The 13,383-nt window shown below is 32.7% G+C and carries 17 protein-coding genes; all 17 read right to left on the bottom strand.

Annotation, left to right across the window (positions count from 1 at the left end):
- Positions 1 to 46: 46 nt before the first annotated feature.
- The 17 genes from ABVM52_RS04480 to ABVM52_RS04400 all read right to left on the bottom strand — a co-directional run bounded on the left by ABVM52_RS04480 (position 47) and on the right by ABVM52_RS04400 (position 13,337).
- On the bottom strand, positions 47 to 667 hold the full coding sequence (locus ABVM52_RS04480) for a hypothetical protein (RefSeq protein WP_405384119.1): 621 nt from the start codon (positions 665 to 667) through the stop codon (positions 47 to 49).
- Positions 668 to 1,131: 464 nt separating this feature from the next.
- Positions 1,132 to 1,599, bottom strand: a complete 468-nt coding sequence (locus ABVM52_RS04475) for a type II secretion system protein GspG (protein ID WP_405384117.1) — start codon at positions 1,597 to 1,599, stop codon at positions 1,132 to 1,134.
- Between the two features lie 162 nt (positions 1,600 to 1,761).
- A complete protein-coding gene (locus ABVM52_RS04470; RefSeq protein ID WP_405384114.1) occupies positions 1,762 to 2,673 on the bottom strand; it encodes a PLP-dependent cysteine synthase family protein in 912 nt (303 codons plus the stop codon).
- Between the two features lie 138 nt (positions 2,674 to 2,811).
- The gene (locus ABVM52_RS04465) at positions 2,812 to 3,363 is read right to left on the bottom strand and encodes an AAA family ATPase (protein ID WP_405384112.1); all 552 of its coding nucleotides are present in this window, start codon (positions 3,361 to 3,363) and stop codon (positions 2,812 to 2,814) included.
- 174 nt (positions 3,364 to 3,537) lie between these two features.
- A complete protein-coding gene (locus ABVM52_RS04460; protein ID WP_405384110.1) occupies positions 3,538 to 3,987 on the bottom strand; it encodes a hypothetical protein in 450 nt (149 codons plus the stop codon).
- 219 nt (positions 3,988 to 4,206) lie between these two features.
- Positions 4,207 to 4,761, bottom strand: a complete 555-nt coding sequence (locus ABVM52_RS04455) for a hypothetical protein (protein WP_405384108.1) — start codon at positions 4,759 to 4,761, stop codon at positions 4,207 to 4,209.
- Between the two features lie 158 nt (positions 4,762 to 4,919).
- Positions 4,920 to 6,131, bottom strand: coding sequence for a hypothetical protein (locus tag ABVM52_RS04450; protein WP_405384106.1), 1,212 nt, complete (start codon positions 6,129 to 6,131; stop codon positions 4,920 to 4,922).
- A 234-nt stretch (positions 6,132 to 6,365) separates the two neighbouring features.
- Positions 6,366 to 6,908: a CbrC family protein gene (locus ABVM52_RS04445; protein WP_405384104.1), complete on the bottom strand. Its 543-nt coding sequence runs from the start codon at positions 6,906 to 6,908 to the stop codon at positions 6,366 to 6,368.
- Between the two features lie 221 nt (positions 6,909 to 7,129).
- Positions 7,130 to 7,555 (bottom strand): hypothetical protein, encoded by a 426-nt coding sequence (locus ABVM52_RS04440; protein WP_405384102.1) that lies wholly within the window; start codon positions 7,553 to 7,555, stop codon positions 7,130 to 7,132.
- A gap of 8 nt (positions 7,556 to 7,563) precedes the next feature.
- A complete protein-coding gene (locus tag ABVM52_RS04435; protein WP_405384100.1) occupies positions 7,564 to 8,073 on the bottom strand; it encodes a hypothetical protein in 510 nt (169 codons plus the stop codon).
- Between the two features lie 18 nt (positions 8,074 to 8,091).
- On the bottom strand, positions 8,092 to 8,703 hold the full coding sequence (locus tag ABVM52_RS04430; protein ID WP_405384098.1) for a hypothetical protein: 612 nt from the start codon (positions 8,701 to 8,703) through the stop codon (positions 8,092 to 8,094).
- A gap of 80 nt (positions 8,704 to 8,783) precedes the next feature.
- Positions 8,784 to 9,290 carry a hypothetical protein gene (locus ABVM52_RS04425; RefSeq protein WP_405384096.1) on the bottom strand — a complete coding sequence of 169 codons (507 nt, stop codon included), beginning with the start codon at positions 9,288 to 9,290 and terminating at the stop codon, positions 8,784 to 8,786.
- A complete protein-coding gene (locus ABVM52_RS04420; RefSeq protein WP_405384094.1) occupies positions 9,287 to 9,577 on the bottom strand; it encodes a hypothetical protein in 291 nt (96 codons plus the stop codon). The genes ABVM52_RS04425 and ABVM52_RS04420 overlap by 4 nt, the downstream gene beginning before the upstream one ends.
- A 210-nt stretch (positions 9,578 to 9,787) precedes the next feature.
- Positions 9,788 to 10,291, bottom strand: a complete 504-nt coding sequence (locus ABVM52_RS04415) for a hypothetical protein (protein ID WP_405384092.1) — start codon at positions 10,289 to 10,291, stop codon at positions 9,788 to 9,790.
- 701 nt (positions 10,292 to 10,992) lie between these two features.
- A complete protein-coding gene (locus ABVM52_RS04410) occupies positions 10,993 to 11,445 on the bottom strand; it encodes a hypothetical protein (RefSeq protein WP_405384090.1) in 453 nt (150 codons plus the stop codon).
- A 293-nt stretch (positions 11,446 to 11,738) separates the two neighbouring features.
- Positions 11,739 to 12,182 carry a hypothetical protein gene (locus ABVM52_RS04405; protein ID WP_405384088.1) on the bottom strand — a complete coding sequence of 148 codons (444 nt, stop codon included), beginning with the start codon at positions 12,180 to 12,182 and terminating at the stop codon, positions 11,739 to 11,741.
- A gap of 222 nt (positions 12,183 to 12,404) precedes the next feature.
- Positions 12,405 to 13,337 (bottom strand): LemA family protein, encoded by a 933-nt coding sequence (locus ABVM52_RS04400; protein WP_405384086.1) that lies wholly within the window; start codon positions 13,335 to 13,337, stop codon positions 12,405 to 12,407.
- Positions 13,338 to 13,383 lie beyond the last annotated feature (46 nt).

The raw sequence follows: 13,383 nt of genomic DNA, 5'->3' as shown, positions 1-13,383 counted from the left end.
GCAAATGCTCGCGCTATTTTTTTTATACAGTGTTACCACACGTTTTTTATCCGCCATATATTATCGCAAGAAAAATCGGTATGACAATTAAAACAGAAATTATTGCTGGTTTTACCCAACTTCGTTTTCGATATTTAAATTCCTTTCCGATGAATTTATTCCAAAAATATTCGGTCAAAATTCCTGCTCCTGCAAAATTAAATATTAAAGCAAGATTCGTTTTTATATTTAATAAATCTATAATTGCAATAGTCGCAACTGTGTATAAAATTCCAAAAATCAAAACTTGAATTCTACCTTTTGAATTATCGGTTTGTTTCATATTGTACATCAGCAATACAGCTCCGAAAATTGTCGAGAATATTGCAGAAAAAAGCATAATTACTTTTTTTGAATGTAATTCAGGTGCATTTGGGTCTACTGTTAAGAAACTTTTCTTTTTTGTTTCTTCAGCCACTTTTTTCTGCTGAACTATCTTTTTTTCTTTCGCAATTTGTATTTCATTTTCAACCGTTTCTATTTTCGTAGTTTTTCCATTTCGTTCTGTCAAAATATGGATAGATGCAGAAATCGCTTTTTCATTATATTTTTCTTTATTTTCCAAAATATACTCTAATTCAGAGTTAGTTTTAGTTTGGAATTTTTCAATAAATTTATTCTCGTTCATTGGTTTTCTCAAATGTGTGGTAACGGTGCGGCTAAGCGTAGTGCGGTAGTAAGGAAACTTTTCGTTTCCGTCTGCGCACGAAGCTAAAGCTTATTGTTTAGTTTTATTTTTCTTGTTCAAAGCTAAATCCATAAGATTTAGCGACATTATAAATATACACAGACCTTTCAGCTTTCCCCTAAAGTCCGCATTACGTTTAGCCATTGTTGTAGCACGTTTTTATTTATTCGCTTTTAATTTTCTCTCTGATTAGAATAAAACTCAGCGTTGAAAAAATACATATACCAACTATTAATAATCCATATTGAAGTAATCCAGTAAAAACAAGTGTAGTAAACTTGCCATCGGGATTCATATCCCATTTTTCATAGAGTACAAAGATGACGTTATGGTAATCCATTAAAAAATAGAAAAATATACAGACTAAGCTAATTATATAAAGTCCAATAATTTTTAAACCACTTTTATTCCGATTTAATGTCATCTTCCGTTTTAAATTTTCCATCCGAACCAGCAGACGTTATTAAAAATCCTTTTCCGTTTTCCATAACCTCAAAATTATATTCTCTATCCCAAGCATCTTTTTTCCAACCTTGTCTTAAAGGACTATTTCCGATTAATTCATTAAGGTCCGTTGGATATTTTCCGAACTTTTCATTCCAATTTTCCATTCTCTCACTAATTTCAGCTATTTCTTTTTCAGTTTTATCAGGATAGATAGACGTTCTTTGGTAACCGAAAAATAGAAATGCGCTTATACTTCCAACTACTAAAAGCGAAATCACCATAATTGAACTCGGTTGTAAAAAATATTTCTGAATAGGTCTTTTAACACCATCTTCTTTTTCTTTTTTACTAATTCGTTTCCGATGTTTGTAATCCTCGCGAATTAGTCCAAATTCTGCTAAAGTCGAAAGTATAAATTCAATCATTTAGTTGGTTTTGGTAAATGTGCTACAACGGTTGGGCTATGGTTTCGTTGTGGAATTGTCCGCTAGGACCATTCCGCCGTAACCAAGCGATGGTAGAAAGGTAGGAATTTTCAGTGGAAAATTCCGCCGCAATGAATTATAGCCGTTGTTGTACGCAGTTTTTTATTTATATAAATCTCCGTTCAGGTATTTCAATCCTGAATCGCAAACAACAGTTACAATAGTTTTTCCCTTTCCAATTATTTTTGCTCTTTGTAAAGCAGCCCAAACGTTGGAACCAGATGTAGTGCCCCCAAAAACACCTTCAATTCTTGCTAATTTTCTAGCCGTTTCATATGCATCTTCATCTTTTACTGAAATTATTTCATCTGCTAAATCAAGTCGGCAAATTTCAGGAATAAATCCAGCTCCCATTCCGTCGAGTCTATGAGTTCCTGTTGTATCTCCACCAGATAATGTTCTTACATTAAAAGGTTCTATTGGAATACATCTAATTCCAGAGATTTCTTTTTTAAATACTTCCGAATTTCCTGAAAAGCATCCTCCAGTTCCTACGCCCGTTATAAATTCATCAATATTGCTTCCTAATACATCCATTATTTCATAAGCCATCTTATGGTAGGCATTGCGATTGTCAATGTTTTTGAATTGGTCAGTGTAAAACGTATTTGGTTGCTTTGCAATTTCTTGAACTCTTTCGAGCGCTTTATCAATAATTCTAGCTGTTATTTTTCCATTTTCACTCGGAATCAGTTCAAGTTCTGCTCCAAATGCTCTCATTGTTTGCAGTTTTTCCTCAGCAAAAGCATCAGACGAAACAAAATGTGCTTTATAGCCTTTCGCAGAACAAATCATTGCTAAGGAACTTCCAGTACTTCCACCCGTATAGTCAACAACAGTTCCGCCAGGTTTCAATTCACCTCTCCTTTCAGCACCTTCAATCATAGCCAGTGCCATTCTATCCTTCATACTTCCGGTTGGGTTTGCTCCCTCAACCTTTACATAAATATCTGCGGAATAAGAATTGGTGAGATGTCTTAGTTTGACAAGTGGCGTATTTCCTATTCCTTCCATTTTAGTTTTTTCAAATTGCGTACAACGGTCTCGTATAACCGTCAGTTACGGGTTAAATTAGCCAAAATTATCGGATTAAACACTGACTTTAGCAATTCCGAGTGGATTCGGACGTAGTCGAATCCGCCGTAATTGCGGTTATACATTGTTGTAACACGTTTTTATTTCGTTCAGTACTATTTCCACTTTTTTACTCAATTCAGTTGCTCCATTTAATCTTAAAACTTTACAATCCAGCATTTCCATCCAATTGTTATGAATTTTTAAGGAACGACCTTTAAAATTTGGATTTTCATATTGGTTTGCCCATTCCAAAAATTCATTTGAGTTTTTTCGGATTTTTTTGTCGGTCAGAAGTTTTTCTCCATAACGTTGATTTTCACGTTTTTTTAATCGTTCCATTCTTTCAGTATTTTCCAATCGCATGAAAATAGCCAAATCAAATGCTGTTTCCCATTCTTTTCCCCAACTTACCATTGAACCGCTTACAACAACATTCTCAAATTTTTTAAAGTCAATTTTGAGATTTTCATTCCGTTTATTTAAAGGTATTTTTATTTGGTAAGGTGGATTGGTTTTTTTCCAATAATAATCATCAACGTCCAAGTGCTTAAAATCTGTCCTTGTTTTAATTTCATTTGCTAAAGTCGTGGTTCCAGAACCAGAAGCTCCAAATATCAAAATCTTCATTCTTAACTACTGTTTTTTCGGGTTAGTCAAATGTGTTACAACGGTTGGGCTAAGGTTCGTTGCTGTGATTCGTCCGAAGGACAATCCAGCCGAACCTAAAGATAGCTTTTTGCCCAGGATTTCCGTTTAGGAAATCCGCAAGCAATGAATTTTAGCTTTTGTTGTAGTGCGTTTTTATTTTATTATTCCATTTTCGAATATCGTTGATTTGTAGAGGCGCTCAAATCCTTTTTGTTTTTCCCTGACTTCGTCCAGATTCCGTTTTGATTTTAAAATCCCAACGAATATTGAGTATTCATAGTCCGAAAAGACTAGAAAACCTCCCTTTTTGGTCATTAGCGAAGAAACATTGATAAATTCCAATCCGGATTTCTCCAGATTGGGTAATAAGTCCTGATATCCAATAACGAAATGATTGTCAGGTCTTAAATTTTCCTCCAGTCCAAATCGCATTTTATAGACGTCGTAAATATGCTCCTTCGTAACCTTGCGATTATTATCAAAGCAATGGAAAGTCAGTTCGGAATTCTTGAGTGCAATACATTCCGAAACCAATTCAGTTTGAGTTTTGGTCAAACTTAGTAGTCCAAATAATTTGTCAAAATTTGATTGTTTGTCACTCATTTTTTAAATGCACTACAACGTCTCGGCTATGGCAAGTTGGGCAGCAAGGAAACCTTTTCGTTTCCGTCTGCGCTCGTAGCCAGAGCTTTTTGTTTTGTAATTATCTATATTTTTTTAATTGCCAAATCCAAAAGATTTGGCGGGTTTAACAAACACGCACAAGCCTTTAAATACGGCGCTTTACGCCCTATTTGCTATAGGTATTGTTAGCCACAGTTTCTAATAATCAACAGTTTTAAATCTTTTAGCTATTTCCCATAAACTGTCCTTTTTTTCGAAAAAAACTATTTCCTCCCAACCTGAGGCTTTAGGATAAACAAATCCAATTGATGTCACAACTAAACTGTCCTTTGAACTGCCTAAAAAAGAATTAAAGATTATCCGTAAAGTGTCCTTTCCAGTTTGTTCTCTTCTAATCAAATTTCGACTCTTGGGATTTAACTTATTGGTATTTAGGTCGAACTTAGAAGTTTTGGTTTTAAATCGATTAAACAAGCTTAATTGGCTTATATCAGTTATTCTTTTGTCCAAACTTTCAGGATAATTGGTGAGCCTTGGAATTAGAGTAGAATCTATTTCTGCAATAATTTTATATAGTTTAACCTCTGTTGGATGTATTCTATTCAATATCAAGTCAATCAGAGGGTGGAAATCATTTTCATTTTTTATGATTTCATGAACAGTATCCGATTTAACCTTTCCACTAGTCACTTCAGATTTGTCTTTACATCCGAACACAAAAAGCAGTACAAAAATTGAAGTATAGAATTTCATTTTCTTAAATTGTGGCTAACGGTTTTGTGTATGGTTAGTTGCGTGTTTTAGCAACTAATTTAGTAAACAAAAACGAACGCGAGAAAATTCCGAAGGAATTTTCCAAATAAGCACTTGCCAAAGCAATTAATTATACACGGTGTTACCTGCTGGCATTTTTAAATCATTACTCTAAAACTAAAATACAAATCTTTATATTCCATAAAATCTTCATAGGCTATTCCGATAGAAATTCTGTTCACAAGAAATGCACTTCTAAAGTTAATATCTTTAAAGATTTCAGCTTTGTAATTAATTCGACTGTCGAATATTGATGTTGAAAATGTCGTGCTTATTTTAGGTTCAGAAAACCATTTAGAAGCATATAAAAGGCCTCCAATTTTGCCATAATTCTTACTTAAATAGTCTAATCCAGCACCTATACTAAAGTTCTTTTTTAGATTTAAGCCGTACTTCAATTGATGATTTTCAAATTCACTTTTTATATTATTTAAATCAAGAATTCTATTCTGATAATTATATGCTATGTAATCGGATGGACTTGAATTTTTGTAGAAAATATTCCATTTGGCAATTTGAAGGTTTAGATGATGAAATCCGTTATTGTCAAAATTATACTGTAATGAAGCACCTCCATTTATTTTTGTTTCGCCTATATACGTTGCAGAATAAGATGAATAAAAACCTAAAGGTAATTTGGTAGCTCCGCTATATCCTAGCTCAAAAGAATTTGATGCATAACACATATTTACCATTCCTCCAGAATTATAACAGCCTTTCTTAGGTAATGATTTCTTAAATGATTTATAAACATCTTTTAGGTTTAATGTGTCCGACAGTTTCTTTACTAAATCTAACACAATAATTGCTTCTGGAATTGAGTCTTGCGAAGTCGGTGTCCAGTAGTTTTTTAACCAGTAGCTTTTTTTGTCCGAATGTTCAATGATATAGGTAATTCCGTCCATCCCTTGACTCCATTTCTCTATATTTTCATCTGATGGTAATTCTAAAATTTTAGAGTTCTTTAAAATGTCATAAATATTCTTTGATTGTTGTGATGTCAGTAGAGTTTTACTAGTAAGCGTTTCTCTTTGACTTTTGTTAGGTTTTTTAGTGTGATAAATATAATTGACAATTGAGCCAGATATTTCAGAACTGTCTTTTGAAATTTCAATTATTTGTCCGTGATTCCAAAATCTAAAATTGAATTCATCTTGTGATTTTTCAAAATCTTTTAAGTCCAGAGTTTTTTGAAATTCAATATTTCTTTTATACCAATAAGCTGTGTCTCCTTTAATTTCTTTCGTTTGTGCAAACATAGTCTGAAACAACAATAAGAATGGAATTATAATAATATACAGTTTGTTCATTTTGCTTGCAGGTAACGTCTGGGCTATGATTAGTGCGGGGCAGAAATCCATCGGATTTCCAGCTACGCGCTAAGCAAAAGCTTTTGGTTTTGCTTTTTCTTTTTTGTTCGAAAGCAAAATCCCAAAGATTTTGCGACTTCATAAATATACACAGACCTTGGCGTAAATCCCGAAGTCCGTATTAATTATAGCCATTGTTCTACACCGTTTTTCTGCGTTATCTTTCTAAATCCACTAATTCGTATCAATGTGCAATCTATGTTGGTCGCAATGCAAACACTTAAATAAATAACCTTGCATTCCGCCATCATTTACTAAATACTGCTCAAATTCAGATTGCGATAATCCATATTCCGTTTTTATTCTTTCAATATCATCAGATAAATTTTCTTTTAGATGTTCAATTTCTTTCCATCCAACGTATTTCTCAAATGAGCAATAATCATCATGATGTGCAAGCCAAATTTCTTGTTGCCAACTTATGTAATTCGGTGTTTTCGTAACTAACTCGGTCAGTTTACTTTCGTCCGAAACTTCTTCACAGGAAGCATCGTCAATATATATTCCATCGTATTTTTTAGCTGCACTTCCATCCGCAACGCACCATGGACATATAAATTCAACTTCCTCTTCAGCATAAATTCCGCCAGAGTAAACATATTCTCGTTTTTCTTCGCAAACAGGACATTCAATATTCTTCTTTTCGATTATTCCTAATTCGAGCGCGTTCGGTTGGTATTTAAAATTTGGTAATTCAGTCATATTTTTTGAATTCAAGGAGTTATTGTTTTTACACCCAGAAGTTATTCCGATTACTAAACTTAATGCTATGATTAATGCTTTTTTTAAATGGTGTAGAACGTTGTTGTATATGGTTTGTTGCGTGTTTTAAGCACTTAATTTAGTAAACAATTACCGACCAAGAAAGTCCGCGAGGACTTTCGTAAGTAGGCAGGAAGCTAGCAATAAATTATATACGGTGTTGGCTACAGTTATTTTTATATAATTATTTCTTTTAATGAAATCAGAACTAATATCAATAAACAAAGAAAAGAAACAAGAAATGTCACAATTTGCCATATAAAGCTATTCCAAGTTTTTTTTCCCATTTTTTCAGACTTCAGTCTGTCATCCTCAATTCCATCTCTTTCGTTCTTTTCCCTTTTTCTAGCGATTTGTGCTGTTAGTTTAAAATCCTCAAGTCTATTTAAAATCACAAATATTCCAAGTCCAATTGAAATAATTATTAAAGAAATGGCTATCCAGAAAAGCTTTTTCTGAAAACTACTTAATATTAAATCTTCTGTTTGGATAAAATTAATTGCAAATCCAAGTAATGCAACAGCTAATGCAATAATTAAATTGTTGGCATATCCCAATTGTTTAATTCTAATATCTTGCCATTTCAAGTAACTTTTATTCATAGATATAGTTAGCTGTTAATTTTTTCCCATTCATTGATTACAATTGATTCTATGTGATTTTTAGTTCCGAATTCATCCAGTCTTACCCTTGAATTCTTACAACCATTCATTGGACAATTATTTCCGACAAACCTAATAGGAATGTCATCGTGTTTTGTACAATAAAACTCTAAATCTGCAATAAAAGGGTCTCCATTGCTTTTAAAATAGACTTTCCACTTGTACAAAATTCCAGTTTCAGGGTCTAGACTTCTATTAAACTTTCTCAATTTGTTTTGAGCTTTCGAGTAATAACTTCTTTTTTTCTTAAAAACTCGAAACATAATGAAAGACACTAAAACTATTAATGCGACATAAACAATTCTCACTTTAAATTCGTAGATATCGCTTAAAGCTTGTTGGAAAGTAATTCCTTTAGCTAGACTCGTTAATTTAACCGAAATTATTCCAATTAGACCTATGATTGACCAAGCAATTATTTTACTCCCAACTGGGTCTTTCCAAATTCTTTTGAACATATTATTTCGATTAGTTATTTATTCCAGTACACTTTTTTGAATTTTTGCAATAAATTCAATTTTCAAATCAATAAATTCCAATAATTTAGGTTTCAATTTGTTCTTAATGTCAAAGTCATTTCCTTTTTCGAATCTCTCTCCAGCAATATTTGAAAGAACAAGCATTATTTCTGATAATGGACTTTTTTTATCATTCTTAATAGTCGGAAATAAATAAGAGTAAGATTCTATTAATGAATAGAATTCGTTGCGATATAATACAATATTTAACTCTGAATTTTCATTCGATTGAACCAGTTCAGGTTGAAATTTTGCTAAATTATTATTAAACTCTTTTAATACATCATGCTTTAATCCATAAAGGGCAATTTTTTTTTGAATTTCAAGTTCCTCCTTTGCTCTGTTAGAGTCAATTTTATTTACCAAATAAGTCAGATAAATTAAAATTCCAATGTTTATTATTGCTAGAATAGGGTTTAGTATTCCACCAAAATAATCTCCAAAAGCACCCCAAACTTCAGTTTTATCAGAAAGCCCACCATTAAAATTTATTAAGTAAGGAATTGTAACTGCTAAAATCAGTATTGAGCATACTATCGTTAAATACTTGTAAAATAGTTTTAATTTCAAAGTTTGTTTTTTAATTGTTGCCAACGTCTCTTGTATGGTGCGTTTGCTTCCCGAAGGGAGCATATGCATTATACAAATTGTTATCTTCTTTTTTTCTGTTCTTTAAACCATTCGAGTTGTGATTTAATCCGTTCGATTATCACACTATCTTGGTCATTATGTATGTCTCTAATTTTATAATCTTCCTTTTCAGGGTGTTTTTTATTTACAAATTGATTTATTCCTAAATTGAAAATAGCTTGTCCAAACCTTTGGTCATAATGATTCGCCAAATAATCAGAAATTAAATCAAGAATCTCTTGATGTTCCTTTTTTGGGTTTGACTTTTTCCATTCATTTTCAAATTCAGCTTTCTCAATTTCAAACTCCTTGAATTCATCAATATCCAAGGCTTGATAACCTAGACTTCCATAATCATCAAAAGTCTTTTCGGAATGATATTTTAATCGGTTACCATTCTCGTAAAGTTCAATTTGTTTAATTGGATATCCATCTGTACCTACTTCAAAGTACCAAGTTGATTTTCCCCAAAAGTCAAATTCATCACCTCTAGTTTCATCCCATTTTCTCTTGAAGTATCTGCTCATTTCAAGTATTTTAAAAATTCTACTCCTCCGATTTTATTTCCTTTTAGTACGTCAAGAATAATCGTTCCGTTCTTTTTATCTTCAAGAGTTATGTTTTCTTGAAATTGCCATTCAGAATTAGGCTCATTAGGGTTTTCTCCATTTACGAAATAAATGTAAGCTTTACTTTCTGATTTAGACTTTACACACTTTGACAAAGCCGTAATTATTTCCGTTTTGTCAGGAATCTTTTCTTTTGCTATATCAACAATCCATTGAGGGTTATATGTTTCCCATTTTTTATTCATAATTGAAGATAACGGTTAGGCTATGATTAGTGCGGCGCAGAAATCCGACGGATTCCCAGCTACGCGCTAAGCAAAAGCTTTTGGTTTTGTTTTTTCTTTTTTAGTTCGAAAGCAAAATCCCAAAGATTTTGCGACCTCATAAATATACACAGACCTTGGCATAAAGAACGAAGTCCGCATTAATTATAGGTATTGTTGTACACCGTTTTTTTATTCCGTTGTTGCTTTTTCAGCACGTTCAATCACTGGTTCAAAATCGAAAGTCGAACAGTTTCCTTCTGTATAAAAGCGTTCACCTTTCCGAATTATTTTGCTTTCATCATTTTCCCAATCAAAAACATAGATTATTGCTTTAAAAACCTCTTCTAATTTTGAGTAATTTAATCCGTCGTTGGTCTTTTCAAAATTTTCTTCAGTTTCAATAATTTTGATTGGTATTCCATTTTCTAAATAAATGATTGTCCTAATTCGACCATAAGAAAGTCCGATTTCCTCAACAATTTTACAAATCTGGATATCATTCCGCCAAACTTTTAGAATTCCGCCACCATCTGTCGTTATTCCAGTTAGCTCAACCCAATCAAATTCGGTCATAGCAAGAGTGGAATCCAATTCGATTGAATTCACTTCATTATCAATTTGGTCAAGTTTATTTTCTTGTCCAAATGCTAAAAAACCAATTAAGGTCAATATGATTGCTAATGTTTTTTTCAAATGGTGTACAACGGTTTGTGTATGATCTGTACGGCCTTGAAATCCGTAGGATTTCCCGCCGTACGATAACATTCTAAATATACGTAGATTTTCCGATGGAAAATCGGACAGTATGGATTATACATATTGTTAGCAAGCGTGTTGCAGCGCAAACCTTGGTATTGTCACAGAACACTGGTTAGTTTCCCGAACACTTTTAAAATGGTTTCTTTTTTAGTCCACCGAACTTTAAAAGTATACGTTTTTGGTCTTTCGGTCTTTACCCGAGCTTTGGTAAGAAAGTCGCAAATCCGTCTGCGCAACAGTTGCGTCCGAGTGAAGTCAGTCCGAGCGAGAACTTTGGCGAGGTAATTTTTTGATTAGATATCTGAAGTTTGAGAAAGAAACTAGCCCAAAGAAACCATTTTAAAAATGTGGATTTGCCCGAACCGAACTCTTATTATTTTTTAGATATTCAGGCTAATTGCGAACCGATTGGACTTTTCTTGCAATATGTTTGCTAACGGTTCGGCTAAGCGTGGTGCGGAGGCAAGGAAACTTTTCGTTTCCTTCCGAGCACGAAGCTAAAGCTTATTGTTTTGCTTTTTCTTTTTTTATCCAAAGCTAAATCCATAAGATTTAGCGACTTTATAAATATACACAGACCTTTCGGTTTTGCCCTAAAGTCCGCATTACGTTTAGGTATTGTTGTAAAACGTTTTTTATTCAAATTCCTGATAATTATTGTCAATCTGTTCTTTCATTTTATTCCAATCCGCATTATTCTTTACTTTTATTAATTCCACGTTTATTTCCGATTCAAATTTCGGTGGAATTTTCGGTTTTTGATGCGAGTAGATTTTCAGAGTATTATTTTCCACTTTATATATTATTCCGCCAAATCCGTGAAAAATATATTCAGATATTGAGTCAGGTTGAAATTCAAGGTCTGACTTTGTCGAAATCACAGAAATTTTGTGGTCAGCAGTCAATCCCCAATTTTTGCTTTTCAGATAAAGAGAGGTTTTTTTATTTGGGAAGAATATTTGTTCCTTTTCAAATACTGGTTTTCCGATTTCGTCCCAACTTGCTAATTCACGCTCAGCTTTCATTCCGAGCCAAAAGGAAAGTATAATTAGTACAATCGAAATTATTATTGAAGTTCCTTTTTTCAATTCGTAGTTCGGTTTTTCTTAAATGTTTTACAACGTTGCGGCTAAGCGTAGTGCGGAGGCAAGGAAACTTTTCGTTTCCGTCTGCCGACGTAGCTAAAGCTTATTGTTTAGTTTTATTTTTTCTTATCCAGAGCTAAATCCATAAGATTTAGCGACATTATAAATATACACAGACCTTACGGTTTTTCCCTAAAGTCCGTATTACGTTTAGGCATTGTTGTGCGGCGTTTTTTTGTGTAAGATTGGCACATTTCCATTGCGAAATATTAATAAGCCCATCAGCGCAAACTAGCTTAGATTTCCATCGTTCGTTGGCTTTCATTTTTTATCCAACTCGGTACTTTACCAGCTGCTAGCATTTTTTTAATTAAGTTTAAGTGATAATATTCCGCTTCTTTTAAATCAGCATTATATATTATTAGTTTATTTCCAATCCAAATATGCAAGTCCCAATCATATCGATATTTTCCATTTTTCGACATTAAAAATGGCTTTTTCTGAAATTGAATAATCTGGTCAATTAGTTCGTCTTTGGAATTAAGTTTCTTACCCATAAACTTTTCCTTAAACAATCGAGTATCGGATTCTGAAATTCCGCCATTCTCTTTGTTTAATTCCTCAAAATGAGTTCCATCTTCCCACCCAATAATTGAAACACTTGATTTTTCTAGACCTTGAGTGAATTCAATTATCCAATTGATAAAATCTTTCTCTGATATTTTATTTAAACTATTCATTTTCTCAAAATGACGCACAACGGTTAGGCTATGGCAAGTTGGGCAGTAAGGAAACTTTTTTGTTTCCGTCTGCGCTCGTAGCCAAAGCTTTTTGTTTTGTTTTTATCTTTTTCATTTTAAAAGCCAAATCCAAAAGATTTGGCGGACTTAGTATATAAACCCAGACCATTAAATTTATCTCTTTATGCCCTATTTGCTATAGGTATTGTTAGCCATTGTTTTTTAAATTTTCACTTTTAGTAATTCCGTTATATTTCCCTCAATAGTTAGTCCCGGAGTATTCTCGCTTGATTTTTTCAATGGGATTTCCGTTTTGCTTTCGGAATACAACTCTCCATTTTTTCTTCCGTTAATATAAAATGTGATTCTAACTTTATTAACTAAAATTTTTTGTTCAAGTAACCTTTCGGAATCAACAAATGGAAACCAAAATCCTAATTCATTATAACCTTTTAAGATATCAATTAATTCTCCTAAGGGCGCGGTTCCGGGTTCGACACTTAGTTTATTTTCAAATACGGCGTTTTGATTGTCAATTGTTTTAAAATTTACTCTATTAGCAGTAAAATTAATGGTTGGTAAATTACCAGATTTGTCTTTCCAGTTTAAATATGTAGTGGCAGTATTTGGTTGCAGCCAAGAAGGATAAGGTGCACCGTCCCATTTACCAGAAAATTCAATATATACTTGGGCATGAAACAATTTTATTGTTTTTCTTTCATCATTTAATTGGGAAGATAGATTATTGATTTTTTCTTTACTATTTGAAATTTCAACATCGACATTATCCAACCTTTCAGATAACTTATTTAGGGCCTCACTTGATTTAAGATTTGGATATTTTTTTGTTGCTAATTCTAAAAATGGTTTTAATTGTTCTTTAAGTGTGTCTCCGTTTGATTTTATATCATACAAAGTATTTTGCGCATCTTTAAGCCCATTTTTCAGATTACCAATCTCAATGTCTTTAGCCTTATCATCCTTAATGGTGATTATAACGCCTATGAATAGGGATAACACTGATAATATAATTAGTAAATTCCTTAGTGTTTTAAAAATTTTCTTTCTTTTATCATGCCATTTATAATCTAGAAATAAAGCGATTAGCCCTGATAGCCCTACTATAATTTGAATAATAACTTTTAAATATATCATAGAAGCTAATTAGAAATAATGGCTAACGGTGCGGCTAAGCGTAGTG

This window comes from Maribacter sp. LLG6340-A2 (genome assembly GCF_045057105.1).
Taxonomy (GTDB): Bacteria; Bacteroidota; Bacteroidia; order Flavobacteriales; family Flavobacteriaceae; genus Maribacter.
This window is presented reverse-complemented; position numbering and strand designations above follow the sequence as displayed.

Bases quoted from the DNA above. Each gene is read 5' to 3' on its own strand.
- ABVM52_RS04405 (WP_405384088.1), bottom strand. From the start codon at position 12,182: ATGAATAGTTTAAATAAAATATCAGAGAAAGATTTTATCAATTGGATA.
- ABVM52_RS04475 (WP_405384117.1), bottom strand. From the start codon at position 1,599: ATGATTGAATTTATACTTTCGACTTTAGCAGAATTTGGACTAATTCGC.
- ABVM52_RS04465 (WP_405384112.1), bottom strand. From the start codon at position 3,363: ATGAAGATTTTGATATTTGGAGCTTCTGGTTCTGGAACCACGACTTTA.
- ABVM52_RS04455 (WP_405384108.1), bottom strand. From the start codon at position 4,761: ATGAAATTCTATACTTCAATTTTTGTACTGCTTTTTGTGTTCGGATGT.
- ABVM52_RS04425 (WP_405384096.1), bottom strand. From the start codon at position 9,290: ATGAGCAGATACTTCAAGAGAAAATGGGATGAAACTAGAGGTGATGAA.
- ABVM52_RS04450 (WP_405384106.1), bottom strand. From the start codon at position 6,131: ATGAACAAACTGTATATTATTATAATTCCATTCTTATTGTTGTTTCAG.
- ABVM52_RS04460 (WP_405384110.1), bottom strand. From the start codon at position 3,987: ATGAGTGACAAACAATCAAATTTTGACAAATTATTTGGACTACTAAGT.
- ABVM52_RS04470 (WP_405384114.1), bottom strand. From the start codon at position 2,673: ATGGAAGGAATAGGAAATACGCCACTTGTCAAACTAAGACATCTCACC.
- ABVM52_RS04440 (WP_405384102.1), bottom strand. From the start codon at position 7,555: ATGAATAAAAGTTACTTGAAATGGCAAGATATTAGAATTAAACAATTG.
- ABVM52_RS04480 (WP_405384119.1), bottom strand. From the start codon at position 667: ATGAACGAGAATAAATTTATTGAAAAATTCCAAACTAAAACTAACTCT.
- ABVM52_RS04435 (WP_405384100.1), bottom strand. From the start codon at position 8,073: ATGTTCAAAAGAATTTGGAAAGACCCAGTTGGGAGTAAAATAATTGCT.
- ABVM52_RS04420 (WP_405384094.1), bottom strand. From the start codon at position 9,577: ATGAATAAAAAATGGGAAACATATAACCCTCAATGGATTGTTGATATA.
- ABVM52_RS04400 (WP_405384086.1), bottom strand. From the start codon at position 13,337: ATGATATATTTAAAAGTTATTATTCAAATTATAGTAGGGCTATCAGGG.